General features: G+C 68.0%; 16 protein-coding genes. 3 read left to right on the top strand and 13 right to left on the bottom strand.

Annotated elements, in window-relative coordinates; translation table 11 throughout:
- Window positions 1–232: 232 nt before the first annotated feature.
- From AC1HFH_RS13550 to AC1HFH_RS13515, 8 genes are all read right to left on the bottom strand, one after another.
- Window positions 233–1693, bottom strand: coding sequence for an aldehyde dehydrogenase family protein (locus AC1HFH_RS13550; RefSeq protein ID WP_480243121.1), 1461 nt, complete (start codon window positions 1691–1693; stop codon window positions 233–235).
- Between the two features lie 41 nt (window positions 1694–1734).
- Window positions 1735–2502: an SDR family NAD(P)-dependent oxidoreductase gene (locus AC1HFH_RS13545; RefSeq protein WP_480243120.1), complete on the bottom strand. Its 768-nt coding sequence runs from the start codon at window positions 2500–2502 to the stop codon at window positions 1735–1737.
- Between the two features lie 96 nt (window positions 2503–2598).
- On the bottom strand, window positions 2599–2859 hold the full coding sequence (locus tag AC1HFH_RS13540) for a hypothetical protein (protein WP_480243119.1): 261 nt from the start codon (window positions 2857–2859) through the stop codon (window positions 2599–2601).
- Between the two features lie 14 nt (window positions 2860–2873).
- Window positions 2874–4796, bottom strand: a complete 1923-nt coding sequence (locus AC1HFH_RS13535) for a hydantoinase B/oxoprolinase family protein (protein WP_480243118.1) — start codon at window positions 4794–4796, stop codon at window positions 2874–2876.
- A 10-nt stretch (window positions 4797–4806) separates the two neighbouring features.
- Complete coding sequence (locus tag AC1HFH_RS13530) at window positions 4807–6873, bottom strand: hydantoinase/oxoprolinase family protein (RefSeq protein WP_480243117.1); 2067 nt, start codon at window positions 6871–6873, stop codon at window positions 4807–4809.
- Window positions 6874–7016: 143 nt separating this feature from the next.
- The gene (locus AC1HFH_RS13525) at window positions 7017–8126 is read right to left on the bottom strand and encodes a LuxR C-terminal-related transcriptional regulator (RefSeq protein WP_480243116.1); all 1110 of its coding nucleotides are present in this window, start codon (window positions 8124–8126) and stop codon (window positions 7017–7019) included.
- A 144-nt stretch (window positions 8127–8270) separates the two neighbouring features.
- The gene (locus AC1HFH_RS13520; RefSeq protein ID WP_480243115.1) at window positions 8271–9206 is read right to left on the bottom strand and encodes an alpha/beta hydrolase; all 936 of its coding nucleotides are present in this window, start codon (window positions 9204–9206) and stop codon (window positions 8271–8273) included.
- A gap of 209 nt (window positions 9207–9415) precedes the next feature.
- The gene (locus AC1HFH_RS13515) at window positions 9416–10738 is read right to left on the bottom strand and encodes an MFS transporter (protein WP_480243114.1); all 1323 of its coding nucleotides are present in this window, start codon (window positions 10736–10738) and stop codon (window positions 9416–9418) included.
- Window positions 10739–10859: 121 nt separating this feature from the next.
- Here AC1HFH_RS13515 and AC1HFH_RS13510 point away from each other — a divergent pair, with 121 nt between their 5' ends.
- A complete protein-coding gene (locus AC1HFH_RS13510; protein WP_480243113.1) occupies window positions 10860–11501 on the top strand; it encodes a PaaI family thioesterase in 642 nt (213 codons plus the stop codon).
- 15 nt (window positions 11502–11516) lie between these two features.
- Here the strand turns inward: AC1HFH_RS13510 and AC1HFH_RS13505 are convergent, their stop codons facing one another.
- The 4 genes from AC1HFH_RS13505 to AC1HFH_RS13490 all read right to left on the bottom strand — a co-directional run bounded on the left by AC1HFH_RS13505 (window position 11517) and on the right by AC1HFH_RS13490 (window position 15823).
- Complete coding sequence (locus AC1HFH_RS13505; RefSeq protein ID WP_480243112.1) at window positions 11517–11900, bottom strand: DUF742 domain-containing protein; 384 nt, start codon at window positions 11898–11900, stop codon at window positions 11517–11519.
- A complete protein-coding gene (locus AC1HFH_RS13500; protein WP_480243111.1) occupies window positions 11897–12319 on the bottom strand; it encodes a roadblock/LC7 domain-containing protein in 423 nt (140 codons plus the stop codon). The genes AC1HFH_RS13505 and AC1HFH_RS13500 overlap by 4 nt, the downstream gene beginning before the upstream one ends.
- 16 nt (window positions 12320–12335) lie before the next feature.
- Entirely contained in the window at window positions 12336–14606 is a 2271-nt protein-coding gene (locus AC1HFH_RS13495; protein ID WP_480243110.1) for a sensor histidine kinase, read from the bottom strand.
- An 80-nt stretch (window positions 14607–14686) separates the two neighbouring features.
- Window positions 14687–15823, bottom strand: a complete 1137-nt coding sequence (locus tag AC1HFH_RS13490) for a lactonase family protein (protein WP_480243109.1) — start codon at window positions 15821–15823, stop codon at window positions 14687–14689.
- Between the two features lie 311 nt (window positions 15824–16134).
- Between AC1HFH_RS13490 and AC1HFH_RS13485 the strand changes: the two genes are divergently transcribed.
- Window positions 16135–17304 (top strand): lactonase family protein, encoded by a 1170-nt coding sequence (locus tag AC1HFH_RS13485; RefSeq protein WP_480243108.1) that lies wholly within the window; start codon window positions 16135–16137, stop codon window positions 17302–17304.
- A gap of 4 nt (window positions 17305–17308) precedes the next feature.
- On the opposite strand, the gene AC1HFH_RS13480 is transcribed toward AC1HFH_RS13485, so the two are convergent.
- Window positions 17309–18025 carry a GntR family transcriptional regulator gene (locus tag AC1HFH_RS13480; RefSeq protein WP_480247844.1) on the bottom strand — a complete coding sequence of 239 codons (717 nt, stop codon included), beginning with the start codon at window positions 18023–18025 and terminating at the stop codon, window positions 17309–17311.
- A gap of 281 nt (window positions 18026–18306) precedes the next feature.
- Between AC1HFH_RS13480 and AC1HFH_RS13475 the strand changes: the two genes are divergently transcribed.
- Window positions 18307–19425, top strand: a complete 1119-nt coding sequence (locus tag AC1HFH_RS13475) for an NDMA-dependent alcohol dehydrogenase (RefSeq protein WP_480243107.1) — start codon at window positions 18307–18309, stop codon at window positions 19423–19425.
- The last annotated feature ends 2 nt before the right edge of the window (window positions 19426–19427 follow it).

The following is a 19427-nucleotide window of genomic DNA, read 5'->3' as shown; positions in this document are numbered from 1 at the left end:
CCGGGTGAACCGGAGGCTTTCGGGTATTGCAGAAACTGTGTCCGGAGGGCGAATCGACCATTACGCCCACTCCCTGACCTGCACAAACACGTTCACGTTGACTCGGTAGATACCCGAGCGCAGCTGAGCTGCGCGAAAAAGGCCGGCGCTCGTCTCAGGTGGGCGTCGGCCCCTCCCCGGGCTGGGAGACGGGTCTGGCAACCACATCTGCCCAGCCGTGTCGGCGCCTGGGTCACAACGGCCATTGGAGATGCTTGACCTCGAAGAACTCGCGCAACCCCTCCTCACCACCTTCCCGGCCGATACCACTGTGACCGGGACCGCCCCACGGAGCGTCGGCCCGCATGCCACCGCCGCCGTTGATGGTGACGGTGCCGGAACGGATCCGCCTACCGAATTCGACGGCCTCCGCGGTCGGACCCCACACATTGGCGTTGAGGGCGTATTTCACGTCGTTGGCCAGACGAACGGCTTCGTCGGTGTCGGTATACGGAATCACCACTCCGACCGGCGCGAACAGCTCTTCCTGTGCGATCTCGGCCGTATTGGGCACGTTCGTCACCAGCGTCGGCTCCAGGTAGAAACCCACGTCGAGCCCGGCCGGTCGGCCACCACCCACAGGCACCACCGCGCCCTGTTCACGGGCACGCGCCAGATGGCCTTCGACAGCGTCCCGGTGTGCGCCGGTGATCAGCGGCCCGAGAACCGTGTCGCCACGGTGCGGGTCGCCAACGGTCAATCCGGTGAGAAACTTCCCCGACCGTTCGACGTATTCGTCGAACAGCTCGCTGGGCACGAAGGTCCGGGTCGTGGCCCCGCAGGCCTGGCCACTGTTGCGAGTAAACCGGAGCGCCGAGGCGGGCACCGCCCGGTCCAGGTCAGTGCCGGGCAGCACGATGTTCGGCGACTTGCCCCCGAGTTCGAGGACCACCTTCTTCAATGTCGGCGCCGCCAGGGCGAGGATCTTGCTGCCGACTTCGGGTGAACCCGTGAAGGTCACCATGTCGACCTCGGGCGCCGTTACCACCGCCTCGGTGACTTCCGGTGGCCCGAAGACGAAATTCACGGCGCCGGGCGGAAAGCCGGCCTCTTCGACGAGCCGCATGAACGCCGATGTCAACAGGATCGATTTCGGGGAGGTCACCAGCACCACAGAGCACCCTGAAGCGAGTGCGGCACCGAGCTTGTACGCGCACATCATGATCGGCACGTTGTAGGCGACGATCGCGCCGACCACTCCGGCGGGCTGCCGCAACAGGATGCTGCTGGTGGTGATCGGATCATGGTCCAGGCCCAGCGGCTGCTCGTACCCGTCGCGCGGGCCCCTGGCCGCCGCATCGGCGAACCAGTGGAAGAACTTGGCCGGCAGGTCGACGTGCAGGGTCGGCCCGGCCGAGATCGGGGTCCCGATCTCGGTGGCGGCGATGTCGACGAGCTGCTCACGGTGCCCGGTGAGCAGGTCCGCCAGCCGGTGCAGCAGGGCACCTCGCTCGCCGGGAGTGAGTCGACTCCATTCCCCTTCGTCGAAGGCGTGCCGAGCCGCCCGGACGGCGGTGGTGACCTGTTCCGGGCCGGCCGCCGGGGTTTCCCCGATCCGCCGCTCGGTGGCGGGGGCGACGGAGATGATCGGCGAACCGTCACCGTCGGCCCAGCGGCCGTCGAGATAGTGTGCAGCACCGATGGTCGCTGTCATGACATGATCCTTTCGACAGTGTTCGATCCGTGATCCGCGCCTCAGCTGGCCATGTATCCGCCGTCGACGACGAACTCGCCGCCGGTCGCGTAGCCGGCTCGATCCGACAGCAGCCAGCACGCCATCTCCGCGATCTCTTCGGGCCGGGCGAGCCGCCCCGAGGGGATTCGCGCAATGATCGTGTCGCCGCTGCGTTTCTTGGCGTCCTTCATGAGGTCGGTGTCGGTGTAGCCGGGGCAGACCGCGTTCACCCGGACGGTCGGTGCGTATTCGATTGCGGCGGTCTTGGTCAGTCCGACCACACCGTGTTTGGCCGCCGAGTATCCGGCCGTCGTCTTGAACCCGGTGAGCCCCGCCAGCGAGGCGGTGTTCACGATGGCACCGCCACCCTGTGCCGCCATCCGGGGGAGCTCGGCGCGCAGGCACAGCCATACCCCTTTGAGGTTGACGGCGAGCGCCTGATCGAATGCCGCTTCGTCCCATTCGGGCACGCGGCGGCCGCCCTGGCCGAGCTGTCCGCCGCTCACACCGGCGTTGTTGAACGCACCGTCAAGGCGGCCGTAGTGCTCGCCGGCGGCCGCGACCATCGCCTCGACCGAGTCGGCGACAGTCAGATCTGCGGGCAGAGCGAGGGCCTCGCCGCCGACGGCCCGCACGTGCTCGGCGGTTTCCTTCACACCGGCTTCGGCGACGTCGCTCAGTGCGAGCCGGGCACCTTCACGGGCGGCCAGCACAGCGGTCGCTCGCCCGATTCCGCCGGCCGCGCCGGTGATGAGAACGACTTTCCTGTCGAGTAGCTGTCCTGACATGTGGTGTGTCCTTTCGGTTTTTTCACCGCGCCGGTGCCGAGCACGGCGCGTTCTTCGGCTCGTCCGGGTAGTCCCGCAACACGGGTCCGGGCCGGGTCAGCCGACCCGGGAGGCGGGCCAGTCCCGGGCCGGGGCCCGCCAGGCCGGCCAGTTGTCTTCCGGTTCGGGCCGGGTCACCGACACGTGGTGGAAGCACGCCTGGCATTTGACGACCATGCGCGGGCCGAGGAAGTTGGCGACCGGATAGCGGGCCAGGTCTGCCGCACCGCATGCCGGGCATGCGCCCTCGACCGGAGTGCGTTCGACATGGACGCGGGGTGTTTCGGGGCGGGGAAAGAGAAGTCGATCGACTGCCATGAGATGCCTTTCGTTCAGAGGGTCCAGGTGATGGGGCAGGCCACCGGAACCTGCCACTCCGCACGGGCGCGGCGGCCGGCCAGTTGTGCCCGGCGGGATTCCGTTGCCGACTGGTCGACCGTGCCGTCGGTGACGACCACGCCGTAGGCGGCCGCCGCGGATTCCGTGCTGACCAGCCCGCCCCGGACGTCGGCGGCGACGCGGTCCGGGTCCCGCCGGAGCGGGTCGCCCCAGCCGCCTCCACCACCGATCACAAAGCGCAGGGCATCTCCGGCCTTCAGGGTCAGTCCGGAGAACTTTCCGGTCCGGTACCGGGCTCCGTTGCCGAATTCACCGTGGTTCGGATCGGGGCGTCCCTCGTCGTCGAACATCCCGAACAGCGGTTCCGCGCCACGGAGATCCAGGGCGTCGCCGTGCCGGGCGAGGTCGAAGTTCGCTATGTACCAGCCGAATGCGGGTGCACCAGCACCGCCGCCGAGGGAGCCGGGTGCGCCGGTCCGGACGCGGTCGGCGGTGATGGTGACCATGGTGTCGGATTCGGCGTAGATCGAGTACACCGAGCCCATGCCGCCGCGGAATTCGCCTGCGCCGGCGGTGTCGATCACCATTTCGTGCTGGACCACCACGAGGGGGCTTTCGATCTCGAGGTGTTCCTGGACCGAGGTGCGGCAGTTGCCGATCGGGATCACGCAGAAGGAGACGCCGTCTTCCTTCCAGGTGCCGCCCCATCCGCCACCGGCGAGAGCGAAGGCGCCCCACGGAATTCCCTCGTGGCCGGGGCGGGTGTCGATGCCGCCCAGGCTGACGACGACCGCTGTTCCGGTGTCACAGGCGAACGCCTCGTCGGTGGCTTTGCTCAGTGCCTGGGTGACGACGTTGATTCCGCGCGCGCCGATGTCGGCGTGGTTGGAGCAGCTCGACGGCGGCAGCACTTGAACGACGCTGCCGGCCGGTAGCAGCGTTTCGATCGGCCGCAGGGTTCCGCTGTTGACCGGTGTGGACGGGTCGACCATGAGTTTCACCGCCTCGATGCAGCGGGTGGCCTCACACCAGGCGGTACCGCAGTTTCCGAGCGGCTGGCGGCCCGAACCGGAGAAGTCGATCTCCATGGAATCGCCGCGCACCTTCACAGTTACCGCCACCGGGATCGGTTCGTCGCCGACCCCGTCCTCGTCGAGAAAGTCTTCGGCGGTGTAATCGCCGTCGGGGATGTTCGCGATCCCGCGCCGCATGCTCGCCTCGGTCGCTTCGACGGCGTACCGCCCGGCCGCCCGCACCTTCTCCAGGCTGCTGCGCGCGATCAGGTCCTGCAGCTGCCGCTCCCCCACGACCAGGCAGCCGTGCAGGGCGCGCAGATCGCCGAGAACGAGCTGAGGAACCCGGTTGTTCTCCAGCAGGAAGTTGAAGGTCGGGCGCACCGGAACGTCGCCGGCGTACAGCAGCGTCGGTGGCAGTTTCAGTTGTTCTTCGAAATGTGTCTGGGTGCCGTTGGCGAAACCGCCGGGGATCGCACCGCCGAGATCGACGAGGTGCGAGGTGGAATGGAGCAGGAACTCGACGCGGCCGTCGACGAAGACGGGGCGTAACAGGTTGACGTCGGACTGGTGGATGGTGCCGCGCCAGGGATCGTTGACGAAGATCACGTCACCGGGCTGCATGGTGTCGATGTCCCAGTCGTCCATCACGAAGTTCGCGATGTGCGGTGCGGTGAACGCGTGCTGCATGCACCCCTCCCACAATGCGACGGTCTCCCAGCCGTCGTCGGTCCGCATGTGGATGGCGCTGGTGCAGTCCAGGATGTCGCGGCAGACCGGGGAGAATGCGCTGCGCATCAGCGAGTCGAGCATTTCGCGGGCCACTTCGGTGAGCCCGTAGCGGAGCATGTCGATCTCGACATCGATACCGGGGCTGATGGTCTCGGGTTCGGTGGTGGTCATGGTCGGCTCCTCAGCGCAGCGGCTCGATGATCAGGTTCAGGTCGTCGTCCGCGTAGGCCCGGCGGCCCGGCAGGACCAGGGTGGTGGCGAACTTCTCGGCGATCAGGGCGGGACCGGGTACGGACTCGTGTGCTGCCATCCGTTCGCGGATGTGGATGGCCACCTCCGTGGGTTCGGTGGTGCCCGGCACCGACAGTCGTGTTGTCCGCAGGAAGGAATCGCCGTCCTCCGGAACGGGTGCGGCACTGCTGTTCTCCCGTGGAATCACGGCTGTCACTTCCACTGTCGACACCACGACGGGGATCTCGGTGGCGGCGAACCCGTAGGACTCCCGGTAGAACTCGTGGAAGGCGGGGATCAGGGCCGAGACCGCGTCGGCGGTGAGCGCGGCGGCGTCGATCGGCATGCGGTTGTCCCAGGTTTGTCCGCGGTACATCGCGAACAATGCCCGGTCGAAGCGCAGCCGCGTCACGTCGACTCCCTGGCGCTTCAGATCGTCCCGGATGCGGTCCTGCAAGGTGGCGTAGGCGGTTTCGATGTCGTCGGCGTACTCGGGAGCCAGCGGGGTCATGATCGATTGCGCCCGGGTGACCATCAGATCGCTGCGCAGGAGGCCGAGCGCGGAGAACTGCCCGGGACTACGCGGCACGATCACCTTGTCCACTCCGAGAATCCGGGCCACCCGGTCGGCGAGCATCGGCCCGGCTGAACCGGAGGGCTGCAACGCGAACTCGCGGACGTCGAGGCCCCGGTAGACCGAGATACTGCGTACCTTGGCGGCAATATCCTGGCAGGCGATCTCGTAGGCGGCCGAAGCCAGCTCGGTGGCCGACATTCCCCACTGTTCACCGGTCGTGCGGAGTGCCTCGACCGCGGCCGCGACATCCAGCCGGATGGCACCATCGGCGAACAGGTCGGGTTGCAGGATCCCGAGTGCGGCACAGGCATCCGTCAGCGTGGGTTCGCCGCCACCGCGCCGGTAACAGACCGGGCCTGGGTTCGAGCCCGCCGAGGCCGGACCGACTGCCACGGTGCCCAGTGCGCTGGGCCGGATCAGGCTGCCGGCGCCGGATCCGATGCTCTCGACATCGACCAGCGGCATGGTGAGTGTCAGTCCGGTTTCCAGGGTCCAGGTGTCGGTGAGCGGCGTTTTGCCGTTGCGGATCGCGGCGACGTCGGTGCTGGTGCCGCCGACGTCGATGGTCAGCAGATTCGGCGCGTCGCTGTCGGAGGCCAGTTTGACACTGCCGCTGACTCCCCCGACCGGCCCCGATACCAGCTGGAATACGGGCGCGCGGCCGGCGTCGGCGAACGTCGCGACGCCGCCGTTCATCATCATGATCCACAACGTGCCCTGATAGTCCTGCTCGGACAGCCGCGTCATCAGGCGATTCAGATAGCCGACCACCGCCGGGCCTACGTAGGCGTCGAGAGCGACGGTCGCGGTCCGTTCGTGCTCTCTGGTCACCGGATAGAGGGCGGAGGTCTGGATGTAGGCGTCCGGAAGTTCCTCGGCGACGATCTCGGCGGCCCGGCGCTCGTGGCCGGCATCGACGTAGGAGTTCATCATGCAGACCGCCACCGATCGGGTGCCTCGCTCCGCCAGGTCCCGGACGGCCCGGCGAACGGCATCCTCGTCCAGGGCCAGCAGTTCGGTGCCGTCGTAGCGGAGTCGTTCCGGCACACCGAACCGCGATTCGCGGGCGACGATGGGGCGTTCCTGGTGCGGGCGCAGCCAGGTGGGGTCGTAGAATCGGTCACCGAATTCGCGGTGCATTCGCCCGATGTCCAGCAGGTCCCGGTGGCCGCGGGTCGCGATGAGGCCGGTGGGTTCGCCGGTCCGGCTCAGCAGGGCATTGATCCCGACAGTGTGCCCGTGCACGATCTCGGCGACCTCCGGGACCACGACGTCGATCGCCGACAGTGCCTGCAGTACACCGTTCTCCTGTTCCTTCGTGGACAGGACCTTGCCGTCGCGGATCTCTCCGGTGCCCCGGTTCAGGCCGATGATGTCGGTGAACGTGCCACCCACATCGATGCCGACTATCCAGTCGGCCACCCGCTCACCCTGCGTCATTGCTGCGCCTTTCGTCTCCGTGTGCCGCTGCGACTGATCGGTCACCGGCCGCTCGTGTGTCACGGATCACCATCCCGCGCGGAGGGGGGCGAGGACATCTGACGCGGGTGTGAAGTTCTTGCGACCTTCGGCTCGGGTTCGGATCAGGCGCGTGGGAGGACGGCCGGCGCGGCCGCATTGCGCAACCAGATCGATACCGCCTCCGCCCGGTTGGCGGCACCGAGCTTGCGCAGGATGCGCGTGATGTGAGATTTGACAGTGCCCTCGGTGATAGTCAGGCGCCGGGCAATCCTGCCGTTCGAATCACCGGCGGCCAGACACCGGACAATCTGCACTTCGCGCCGGGTGAGCACGGCGTCGTCGTCACGACCGGCCGTGACCGATGCGGTGACCGCAGCGCCGGGCGTGCGCCACCTGGACAGGCCGTCGAGCTGCGTTCGGATCTCCGTCATCCCCTCCAGCAGTGTCACCCGGGCCAGGCATTGACTGAGTCCGGCGGCGAAAGACGACAACAGACTGCGGTCCGCCTCGGTGAGCACGCGCTGCTGGTGGTAGTAGTCGCCGTGCACCAGGCCGACCACCTCCCCGTCGACCAGGAGTGGTGCGATGCCGTATGACGACGACTTGGTGATCTCGGCGAGCGGTCGGTTGACCCGCGGATTCTCCTGGACATCCTGGACCAGGGTTGCCCGGGCACCCACCACGGAGTCGTTCTCGACCAGAGTGCGGTCGAGGACGGGCGGATTCTCCCGGCCCACTGCGACGATCTCCTCGGCCCAGCCGGGATCGGCGACGACACACATCGTGTGCAACCGCCAGGACCCGTCGACGGTGGATACGAGTGCCCGGTCGAACCCGAGTCGGCACGCTGCTTCGGGGGTTCGCGCGAGGAGTCCGTCGACGGTGTCCTGCGCACCGAGTTCGGCCAACGCGGCCCGCAGCTCCGTCAGCGCCCGCGTGCGGTCCGTGAGCTGCAGGCGGGCCCGCCGCACCTCGGCAGTCCTGATTCGATCGAGCAGTCCGACCAGCTCCGCCATCCTGCTGGATGCCGGGTCCCCCGCGGTCGTCTCCCGGAGCAGTTCGGTGGCCACCAGGTCCCAGAGGTCGTCCAGGGTCTGTTCCGACTGCGGGTGGTCGCCGGTCGGCCGGATCCCGGCAGCGTCCGGATCGAGCAATCGGTTCGTGGTCTCGGCGATATCGACGACGACGTCCCGAAGCTCCGCGACGTCGCGGCGCATGGCGGCATTACCCATATCCGAACTCCTGTGACCCGACTCACTTATGCACAATATATCGTATGGGTGCTGATTCGGCCCACAGTGACGTTCACACCGTCCGACGACAAGAGCGAGGGCAGCCGGTGTTCCGGCTGCCCTCGCTCCATTGTGTCGAGCCGATCAGCTCAGGTGCTTGCGGTAGAACGGCACCAGGTTCTCCAGTGCTTCACCGGTCGGGCCCGGCTTGTCGTACAGGTCGTAGTGCGACGCACCCGCCACCACCACGAGCTGCTTTTCCTCGGACGCGGCGCGACCGTACAGCTCCATGCTCAGCCGCTGGGACGCGAAGGCACCGACCTTGTCGCCGATCACGACGCACAGGGGCTGCGTGAGAAAGACCTCCACGCGGTCGTATGCGTCCCAGTCGGCCAGGGCGGCCTGGCGGCCGAAGTTGAAGCTCGTCTTGCCGCCGGGAGCCTGACCACGATCGGTCTTGTAGTACTCGGTGGCCTCGACCACGTCGATATCGGTGATACCCGCCTGCTGCGCGGCATCGACAGACGGCGGCAGCAGATCGTTGATCACCTGGGCCTGCCCGCGGGCCTCCGCAGTTCGCTGCGCCGCAATGGCCTCCAGCATCCCCATCGGGTTGTACTCCGAGAAGCCCTCGCGCATCAGCCGGCCGACGTTGCTCCCGACCACGGTCCCGAGCGCCTTGATCCGGCGGTCGATCTTGGTGGCCGCCACCGCATACCCTGCACCGCCGCAGATCGCGAGCACACCGATGTTGTCGGCATCGACGTAGGGCAGGGTGACGAGGTGATCGATCACGAAGCTGAAGTCGCTGGTCCGGAAACCGGGGTCCTCGACCGACCGCGGATCGCCGCCGCTGTCACCCTGGAAGCTCGCATCGAACGCCGCCACCACGAATCCCGCCTCGGCGAGCGCCGTACCGTAGACATTGCCCGAGGTCTGCGCCTTGCAGCTGCCAGTCGGGTGGGCGGAGACGATCGTCGGGTACACCTTCGACTCGTCGAACCCCGGGGGGAAGTAGATGTCCGCTGCGATGTCCCAGGCCCAGCCCTTGACCGCCACCGTCTTGCTGCTTACTGCCATGAATCTTTCCCGTCCTGTTCTCTGGCTACTCTCTGGCTACAAGGCCAATGTATGAGCGCTCCCGCATGCCGAATAGGCCGGAAACGTGCCTAGGAAAGATCCTTCCCAGTTGGAAAGATGACACCTCTGCCGTGGCGGGACAGTCGATCGTTCGACGAATACGAACCTGGGGCAGATCGATCCACGTCGGCAACCACGATGGGGAGGGGTCAGCGCACGGTGATGTCCTCGGCATCGACGCCCACCGCATCCATCCGGGTGTGCTGGGTCTCGGGCAGGGCGAGCAAGCAGGACAGGCTGATCAGGCACAGCGCGGAGAGGAAGACGCCGAAGGCGAAGCCGCCGTAGGTTTCGGTGATCGCGGCGGCGAGCAGCGGTGGAATCGCGCCGCCGAGAATGCCGGCCAGGTTGTAGGTGGCGCCGCTGGCGGTGTACCGGTACCGGGTCTGGAAGAGTTCGGGCAGGAACGCGCCGACCGGGCCGTATCCGGCGCCGGCGATCAGTGTGGTCACCGAGGCGCAGACGGCATAGGTCACCACTCCGCCGCTGTCGACGATCGGAAACAGCACCAGTGCCCAGACCACCGCGACTGCGTTGGCGGTCACCAGAATCCGCTTGCGGCCGATCCGATCCGACAGCCATGCGCCGAGCATCATGGCGACCCCGAACACCGTCCCCGACACGATGCTGATCGCGAGCACGGTGGTGCGGCTCAGGTCCAGGTGCGTGGTCCCGTAGCTGAGGAAATAGCTGACGGCGAGGTAGTAGAACGCGAACACCATCACCAGCACGCCGGAGGCGAACAGGACTTCGCGCGGCTGCCGTTTCACAGCCTCGAGCAGCGGAATCCGGGCGGTGCCGTGTCGGCCGGTCTCCTCGGTGAACACCGGCGTCTCGTCGATCCGCAGCCGCACGACCAGGCCGACCACGACCAGCAGCAGGCTGGTCAGGAAGGGAATCCGCCACCCGATGGTCTCGAAGGTCTCGTCACTCATGGTGGCGCCGGTGACCAGGAAGGTACCGCTGGCCATCACCAGGCCGATCGAACCGCCGAACGAACCGAAGACCGACCAGAACCCGCGCTTGTCCTGCGGCGCGTTCTCGGCGGCCATCAGGGTCGCACCGGTCCATTCGCCACCGACCGCGAGACCCTGCAGGAACCGCAGCACGACGACCAGGATCGGCGCGATCACCCCGATCTGATCGGCGGTCGGCATGACACCGACGGCGGCGGTGGCCAGTCCCATGATCAGCAGGGTCGCGACCAGGGTCTGCTTCCGGCCGATCCGGTCGCCGAAGTGACCGAAGACGACCGATCCGACCGGCCGTGCGACGAAGGCGACGCCCAGGGTCGCGAACGACGCCACTGTTCCGGCGGCCGTTCCCAGAGCCGGGAAGAACACCTTCGGAAAGACCAGGGCCGCAGCGGTGGCGAAGATGAAGAAGTCGTAGTACTCGATGACGGTGCCGATCCCGCTGGCCAGGGCGATGCGCCGCATGGTGGCGGGACGTGTTTCGGGCGTGGTGCTCACCGTGCCGACCCTCTCTGTCTGCTGTCGAACGTCCGGTATCGCATCCGGACAACGAGGAGAGTACGGCAGTACAATATATTATGTGTGACGTTTCCCATATCGCAGAGCAAAGGAAGTGTCCGTGTCACCCTCCCCCGACGGCCACCCCGCGCAGATCGTCGACCGACGTGGTGAGTTCCCGAAGTTCAGCTCGATCGAGCCACCGCCGACATTCGGAGAGTTCGTCGCGGCAATGCGGTCACTCATGGATCTCGCCGTCTCGACGGACGCGTCCGACGACGTCTACGAACGGGCCGCACGACAGGTGGAAGCCGTGACGAAAACCCTTGCGCCGCACCCTGAACGCCAGGAGGGACACGGCCCGGCCAACCGGGCCGCCGACCTCCCCGGCCGGGGCAGCCTGCTGAACACGCCCTCGCGTCTCGACAGCATCACCGCAGCGGGCATTCGCAGCACGATCCGACTCAGCCGGTTCCATGTCGGCGGCAACTCGGCCGCGCACGGTGGCGTCATTGCGCACCTGTTCGACGAGCACGTCGGCTGGATCCTCTACGGCCGCGGTCTACCGGTGGGACGCACGGCGTATCTGCACGTCAACTATCGCGCGGTCACCCCGGTGAACGAGCCGATAACGCTGTCCGGCGAAATAACTCGGGTCGAAGGCCGGAAAATGCATGTCGAGGCCCGGCTGACCCGCAGCGACGGCACCATCGTGGCGGACTGCGACGCCCTGCTGGTCGCTCTGCGCCCAGGACAGCCCTGACACCCGGGAATCCCGTCAGAGCTTGCGGAGACCGTCCAGCACGGCCGCCAGTAGGGCAGGGTCCGGGCCGACGTCGGGCGGGGGCGGTGACCGGTACTGCACATAGCCTGCCTCGATCAGATCATTGACCAGTACCTTTACCGTCGCGACCAGCAGATCCAGATGGGCGGCGAGTTCACCGACGGACAGCGGCCGGACCAGGCAGCGCCGGTAGATCTCGGCATATTCGCGATCTAAGGCGGCCGCGTCGGCCGCCGAACCGGCGGAGATCACCAGCGTGAGCAGGTCCAGGTCCGGTAGATCCCGACCGACCCGGCCCCGGGTCACCGCATACGGTCGGACCAGCGGGCCCGGATCATCCTCGGCATCCGCCCACCCCGGATCAGGGCGCTCGTTCACGACCGATGCGATATTCGGGGCGTCGCTGCGAGGTGTTCCCGCACCTGTTCGACGATCACGTTCATCTCGTAGGCGACCAGGCCCAGGTCGGCCTCGGCACCGGCGAGCAGCGCCAGGCAGGTGCCGGACCCGGCCTCGGTGACGAGTAGATAGCCGTGTGCCAGCTCGATCACCGTCTGGTGCAGGGCCCCCTTGCCGAAGCGATCCCCGACACCGCGGCCGAGGCTGTGCAGCGCGGACGCCATCGCCGCGAGGTGTTCGGCGTCGTCACGAACCAGGCCGTCCGATGCGGCGAGGGCCAAGCCGTCGGCGGACAACACGACCGCACATTCCGCGCCGTCGGTGCGGGCAACCAGATCGGTCGCGAGCCAGTTCAGCGTGCCGGCCGGAGCCGGCCGCACTGTCGTTTCGTTGTTCATGTCCTGACCATTCATCTCACTGGCGGGAGGGGCGATCGTGGCGTGCCTGCCGGGTACCACGCTGCAATGCCGCCATGGCGCTGCGGATGTCGGAAGGTGCTCGGCCCGGAGCGCCCGAACCCGACCGATCCGGACCCGGTGCCACGGCATCGACCACCGCGGAGCCGGGCCGGGTCCGCCGTAGTGGACCGGATTCGAGTTCGACCGGGATACGGGCAGGCGCCGAGGCCGATGCGTGCACCGAGGTCTGCATGATCACCGAGGTCTGGGTGATCACCGGCGCCGACAGGGGCATGGATCCGTCCGTATCCGGAAGTGCTCGTACCCTGTGCGTTTCGGTCGGCTGCTCGACCTGTTCGAGGACGGACCAGGGCACCCGGACGACAGCTTTGACACCGCCGTAGGCCGATTCTTCGAGAGTGACGGCGATACGGTGCCGCCCGGCCAACCGGCTCACCACGAAGAGACCGAGATGCCGATGGTCGGCGAGTGCCATCTCGTGGAAGCGCGGTGGGCGGTCCAATAGCCGATTCCACCGGCTGCGGTCCTCGAAGCCGATCCCCAGTCCCTGGTCATCGATTTCGATGACCACCCCCTTGGCAACGGCGGTCCCGTGCACCGTGACCGGGGTCTCCGGTGCCGAGAATGCGGTGGCATTGTCGACCAGCTCGGCCAGCAGGTGGATCAGATCGGCGACCGCGGCGCCCAGCACGTTCACCGCAGGAATCCGGTGGATGTTCACCCGCGCATACCCTTCGGTCTCCGACACCGCGCCGCGGACGATATCGGACAACGCCACCGGATCACGCCAGCGCCGTCCCGGGCGGCGGCCACCGAGGATCAGCAGGTTCTCGGCATTGCGGCGCGCCCTGGTGGCGAGGTGATCGAGCTGGAACAGCAGGTCGAGATCGTCGGGGTCGGTCTGCCGGGCTTCGGCGGCGTCGAGAACTGCCAGCTGCCGGCGCACCAATGCCTGACTGCGGAAGGCGATGTCGAGGAAGACCTTGTTGAAGCCCTCCCGGGTGCGGGCCTCACCGACCGCAGTGTCGATGGCGGTGCGCTGGGCGGCGGCGAAGGCGGCGGCGACCTGCCCGAGCTCGTCTCGGCTGCGGTCGGCCACCGCAGTCTCCGCTGCCACGTCGACCGGATCGCCGCGATGGATCCGGCGAATGAGGTCGGGCAGCCTTTCCCGGGAGGCAAGGCTCGCCGACCGCAGCGCCCGCAGTCGGCGCAGCAGCCGATTGGCCAGCACCAGCGAGAACGCTGCGGCTACGAGTGTCAACAGCAGCATCCCGGCCGCGGCCAGCAGGAGCCGGTCGAGCATCCGGTCGGCGGCGTCTCGGGTCATCCCGACCGATACCCGGAACTGGTCGCCGGTAAGCTCCGCCAGCCGGGTATCGACCGCCTGTTCGGCGGCAAACCATTCGCCGAGCGGAACCGCGGCCGCACCACGTTCGGTCAACGCGGTCTCGGTAGCCGTGGCGGTACGCCATTCGGGACTGCCGGTCAGCGCCTGCATTCCGGCTCGCACCGAGGGCGCCAGACGGTCGGTCACTATCTCGAGTGGCTGGCGATAGGCGCCGATCAGCTCGGCCAGCCGGCGGCGCTGCGCCGCCCCTTCGATACCGTCCCCGGCATTCGCCGCCAGCAGAGCGACCACCCGAGAGTGGCCTTCAGCTACGCGCAGCAGATCCATCGCCGTCAGCTCGGCATCCATGGTCGTGGTGTCCGACGACTTGAACCGGGCGCTCTCGTATCCCGACGCCATCGTCGCACCGATCATCGCGGAGTAGTAGTCGTCGATCTCGGAGACCGTGGCTCCCCCCGCATCGATGGATCCGCGCACCTCCGGGATGCGAGTGAGCAGGTCGATCAGTTCCCGCGTCGATTCGGCGCCGGTGTCCTGGTCGATCGCCTGCGCTCCGGCAGCGATCCGCCCGATCTCGGCCAGGGCGCGATCGGTATCCGCCCGGACCGCCGATCGGTCCGCCGCGCCGGCTCGTCCCGGCATCGCGTCGAGCCGCTCCGACTGCACCGAGGTGACGAAGCCGAGCATCGGATCGATGACCGTGCCCCGGTATTCGGACCATTCCTTCACCGAGTGCGCACGCAGCCCCAGCACCGTGACGACCACAGCACCGGTGCCGAACAGCACCAGGCTGGGTATGAGCGCGATAGCCAGCACCCGGGTACGCACGCTGGCGCCGAGTCGAGAACGCAGCGAACCCCGGCCGGTTGCGGCCGGCGGATTCTCGGCATGGGGGGTCTCGGATTCGGCCGTTGTCACTGCATCTCCTCGGATCGTCGACGGTGACGAATCGTGTCGTTGCCGGTGGGTGGGCCGACCGAAGTCGGCCCACCCGGCCGTCAGCGGCGGACCGGGGTCACGTGGCCGGACGGGCCGTCGTGCCACAGCACTTCGGTGTCGGCGGCGGGCAGGCCGGACAGGGCGATGCTGCCGTCGGCAGCGATGTCGTAGATGTGCACCTGGGCGGTGCCGTGCACGGTGAGGGTGTCGATGTCGTAGAGGTGCCGCTCCCCCGGACCGAGCACCACGCGGCCGGGCATGGCGCCGGGCGGAGTCGAGTACGGCGAGCCCGGCAGCGGGGTGAGGGAACCATCGGCACCGATCGCGAACCCGTCGATTCGGAGCCCGGTCGATGCCGGGACATACATCCGGCTGCCGTCGGCCGTGATCTCGGTACCGTGCGGTGTGCCGCCGGTGGGATACGGAGACCCCGGCAACGGCGACAGCGCGCCGTCGGGGCCGATCGCGTAGCCGGAGACGCTGCTGCTGCCTTCGTTGCTGACGTAGACGAACCGGCCGTCCGGCGTGATTTCCGGCAGCGCGGACCGGTCACCGGCCGGCAGCGGCTGCCCGACCTGCGTGAGCGAACCATCTGCTTCGATGGCGAAACTGGACACGGTAGCAGCGACGAAACTATTGACCACCAGCGTGCGCCCGTCCGGCGTGATCGCAGGCAGGCTCATGCCGCTGAGCCCGGGCACGCGCGTCGCCGGCGCCCCGGTGGGCACCAGCCTGCCGGATTCGCCGACGTCGAACGACCGCACCTCGTTGACGGCTCCACCGATCGTGGCGAACATCCGCGAGCCGTCGGGAGTGCCGACCAGCCCGATCACCGGCGCTCCGAGGTCCATCCGCGACCCGGGGATCTCGGTCATCGATCCGTCGGCTGCCAGGTCGTACCCGATGATCGACCCCGAGACGACGTGCGCCGCGTACGCACGACGACCGTCGGGGGTGAGTTCCAGGGTGAGCGAGCCGGTGTCGCTGGCGAACGGCGACCCGGGCACCTCGGTCAGGGCCCCGTCCGGCTCGATGCGCAGCACGCCGATGTTCGCCGACCCGGTCCCTCCGACCATCAGATACCGCGGCGCCGCGCCGGGTTCGGCGTGCGCCAGTGCGGGCGAAACAGACAGGGCCAGTGCGGCCGCGAGCCCGAGGGCGATGCGCCGCGGATTCTTCCGAGCATTCCTGAACATCAGGTGCCGATACCTCCGTGTACTTCCGGCAGACAGCAACGTCTGCCACATTATGCACAATATAGTGTGCACCACATCACAGGAGGAGGTCGACACTTTCCGGCAAATCGATCGGAGTCCGGCCACATTTTCGGCCTCACACGGCCGCACCCGGACCAATCCGCCGCACCCCGGGACCCGAACCAGCCGAAGTCCGGTGCCGCCACTGCAGAACGCCTGCCGAACCTTTGCGGCCACATATATTTTATGCCATTCTGCAGCGCGGCTCCGAGCCGCACGACCACCGACGTTCTGGACGAGGAGATCACCCGATGACAGATTCACCCCCACCAACCCCACCCCGAGCCGGCTGCGGCCGAATTCGACGTGCCGTAGCAGCGGCTGTCACAGCACTCGGCGTCTCCGGCTCGACCATCGCCCCCACCGCCACAGCCCAGCCGGCGGCCGATCACTTCCTGCTCACCGCCGGAACCGCATCGATGGGCATCAGCGTCCTCCGAACCGGTGCCGACGGATCCCTGACGGAAGTACCCGGGAGCCCGTTCCCCACCGGCTTCGGGGTACTGTCGCTCGTCGTCGCACCCGATGGCCGAACCGTGTATGTACCGCAGGCCGGCAACTCGACCGTCACCGGCTACCGCCTCGGCGACGACGGAGCGCTGCACAGCATCCCCGGCGCCGAGATCGGCCTCGACGCACCACCGACGGCGGCGGCCCTGAGCCCTGATGGAGCCCACCTGTTCGTGGTGACCGGAGGCCTTCCGGGCCGAGTCACCTCCTTCGCCGTGACCGGTTCGGGGGCCCTCACCCCGACCGGTGCACCGTCGGTTCCGGTGGCCAGGCTGAGCGCGGTGGGCATGGCCCGGGTCGATCCGGACGGGCGGTTTCTACGCGTGGCGACCTACCTCGGAAACACCCTGTCCAGCTACGCCATCGGGCCGGCGGGCGAGCTCACCCCACTGGAGACCACACGGGTCGGACTCGGACCGGTCGCCCCGGCGCACACCCCGGACGGCCGGTTCCTCTACTCGAGTGACGAGTTCGGCACGAGCCTGTCCGGCTTCGCCGTCGGCCCGACCGGCGAGCTCACCCCCACCCCGGGCTCGCCGTATCCGACCGGCGGGGTACCGCACGGTGCCGTACTCACCCCGGACGGCACCCGGCTGTACGTGCCGAATGCCGTCGGCCCGGCGCTGGCCGGAATCGATTCCATCGCAGGGTTCGCCGTCCACGCCGACGGCGCGCTCACCCCACTGCCCGGCTCACCGTATCCGGGCCCGGCGGCGACCCTGCCGGGCCAGGTGGCACTACACCCGGATGGTCGGCACCTGTACCTGGTCGACGTCCTGACCGCACACGGCACCAGCCGAGTGCACACCTACACGATCCGGCCCGACGGCAGCCTCACCCCCACCGGACACGGTCCGGTCGATACCGGCGTGTTCATGGCCGACGGGCCGGTGGTCGCCATGACGCCGTAGCACGCTATGCGCTCGACTTCTGCTCCGCTTCCGCCCACATTCCCTGCTTCTCCAGCATCGCAATGAGTTCGTCAGCCCCGGACATGATGTGCTCGCGCATCGCCGTGGCCGCAGCCTTTCCCCGGCGCTTCTGTAGTGCTTCCAGGATCGCCGGGTGGTAGTGCCGGGTGCCGTTGGCATGCCCTTCGATGTTGCCGTAGAAGCGGTTCGGTAGCTGTTTGACGATCGAGCCCAGCAGCATGGCCAGCCGCCGGGAGCCGGCCGCCAGGTTGATCACCCGGTGGAACTCGTGACCGAGCCGGATGATTGCCTCGGAGTCGTCGCCCTCGGCGACCGCCTTCTCGTGGTCGGCGACGATATCCGCCAGGCGGGCCAGTTCGGCGGCCGAGATCCGTTTCGCGGCCCGGCCGGTCAGCTCACCGGCCAGGGTTGCCTGGGCCCAGAACAGGTCGCGGACGTCTTGCCGGCTGAAGGCGGCCACGACGAACCCTCGGCGCGGCACCAATTCGACGAACCCCTCGCCGGTGAGCAGCAGCAGGCCCTCCCGGACCGGCGTGTTGCTGACCCCGACGGCCTCGGCGATCGGCTCGGCGCGCAGGAAGTCCCCCGGCTGCACCTGCCCGGTGATGATCAGCTCGCGGACGTAGGACGCGACATCCTCGGACAGCTGCTGCCGCCGGGGGGCCGCCCGGCGTGGCTGGTTTCCACTGTGCACGGGTATGCATTATGCCTCATACACACCGAGCGAAATCATCGCATTCCACTCTTCGGCCTCCGCCGTGCTGTCCGACTACGCGCGCCCTGGCTCGCCGACGACCCCACACCAGGACCGACCCGACTTCCGGTTGACCTACACGACACCGCGGAATAATATTTTATGTCAAATATCATTCCACGCGGAGCGACATCGCGGTCACCCGAAGGAGCGGTCACCATGACGACGCCGACATCACCCCCGGCACCCGACGACACAGCACTGCGAACCGCTCGGACGGTATCGGCATGCTGACCCGAGGAGCTGTCCTGCGCGAGTCACCCGGCCGCTATGAAGTGGTCGAACTGGAGGTCGAGGATCCCCGCCCCGGCGAGATCCGGGTCAAGATGGCGGCCAGCGGACTGTGCCATTCCGACGATCATTTCGCCGTCGGCACACAGACACCGGGGATTCTCCCGCTGGCCGGCGGACACGAGGGCGCCGGTGTGGTGGAGGCCGTAGGTCCGGGCACGCGCGGCTTCGCCGAGGGCGATCATGTGGTGTTCTCGTTCCTTCCGGTCTGTGGCCGCTGCCGCTGGTGCGCCCACGGCCACCAGAACCTCTGCGACCTCGGCGCGTTTCTGGCCACCGGCGCGCGGTTCGACGATCCGACCTCCTATCGGCTCTCGCTGGACGGAGCACCGGTCGGACAGCTCGCGGGACTGGGCACGTTCTGCGAATACACCACCGTCTCCGCGGTCTCGGCGATCAAGATCGACCCCTCGATCCCACTCGACATCGCCTGCCTCACCGGCTGCGGTGTCGGCACCGGATGGGGCGCTGCAGTGAACTCAGCACAGGTCCGGCCCGGACAGGTGGTGATCGTCATGGGCATCGGCGGCATCGGCATCAATGCCGTCCAGGGTGCGGTACACGCCGGTGCCGCAGCCGTGATCGCCGTGGACCCGTTCCCTGGCAAACGCGCAGCCGCATTGGATTTCGGCGCCAACCACGCGGTACCCGACATCGAGGAAGCCGCCGAACTGGCCCGGTCGATGACCAACGGCCAGGGCGCGGATGCCGCCATCGTCACCGTCGGCATCACCAGCGGCCGCCACATCGGCCAGGCCCTGCAGGCCGTCCGCAAGGCGGGCACCTGCGTCGCCGTCGGCCTCGGCGACGCGACCGTTCGGGACGGCGACATCAACCTGCACGAACTGACCCTGTACCAGAAGCGGCTGCAGGGATCACTGTTCGGCGCCAGCTCCCCCACCGCGGACATCCCGGCCCAGCTGGCGCTGTACCAGCAGGGCGCCCTGGAGCTCGACAAGCTCGTCACCACCCGCTACCGCCTGGACGACATCATGCAGGGGTTCGCGGACATGAACGACGGCCGCAATCTCCGCGGTGTCGTCGTCTACGACTGACC

This window comes from Nocardia sp. KT25-26 (assembly GCF_056627695.1).
The sequence above is the reverse complement of the archived record's forward strand: the minus strand, read 5'-3'. Positions and strand labels throughout refer to the sequence as shown.

Coding starts and splice junctions, on each gene's coding strand:
- AC1HFH_RS13520 (WP_480243115.1), bottom strand. CDS start 9,206: ATGGCAGTAAGCAGCAAGACGGTGGCGGTCAAGGGCTGGGCCTGGGAC.
- AC1HFH_RS13535 (WP_480243118.1), bottom strand. CDS start 4,796: ATGACCACCACCGAACCCGAGACCATCAGCCCCGGTATCGATGTCGAG.
- AC1HFH_RS13550 (WP_480243121.1), bottom strand. CDS start 1,693: ATGACAGCGACCATCGGTGCTGCACACTATCTCGACGGCCGCTGGGCC.
- AC1HFH_RS13475 (WP_480243107.1), top strand. CDS start 18,307: ATGCTGACCCGAGGAGCTGTCCTGCGCGAGTCACCCGGCCGCTATGAA.
- AC1HFH_RS13540 (WP_480243119.1), bottom strand. CDS start 2,859: ATGGCAGTCGATCGACTTCTCTTTCCCCGCCCCGAAACACCCCGCGTC.
- AC1HFH_RS13485 (WP_480243108.1), top strand. CDS start 16,135: ATGACAGATTCACCCCCACCAACCCCACCCCGAGCCGGCTGCGGCCGA.
- AC1HFH_RS13525 (WP_480243116.1), bottom strand. CDS start 8,126: ATGGGTAATGCCGCCATGCGCCGCGACGTCGCGGAGCTTCGGGACGTC.
- AC1HFH_RS13545 (WP_480243120.1), bottom strand. CDS start 2,502: ATGTCAGGACAGCTACTCGACAGGAAAGTCGTTCTCATCACCGGCGCG.
- AC1HFH_RS13530 (WP_480243117.1), bottom strand. CDS start 6,873: ATGACGCAGGGTGAGCGGGTGGCCGACTGGATAGTCGGCATCGATGTG.
- AC1HFH_RS13500 (WP_480243111.1), bottom strand. CDS start 12,319: ATGAACAACGAAACGACAGTGCGGCCGGCTCCGGCCGGCACGCTGAAC.
- AC1HFH_RS13490 (WP_480243109.1), bottom strand. CDS start 15,823: ATGTTCAGGAATGCTCGGAAGAATCCGCGGCGCATCGCCCTCGGGCTC.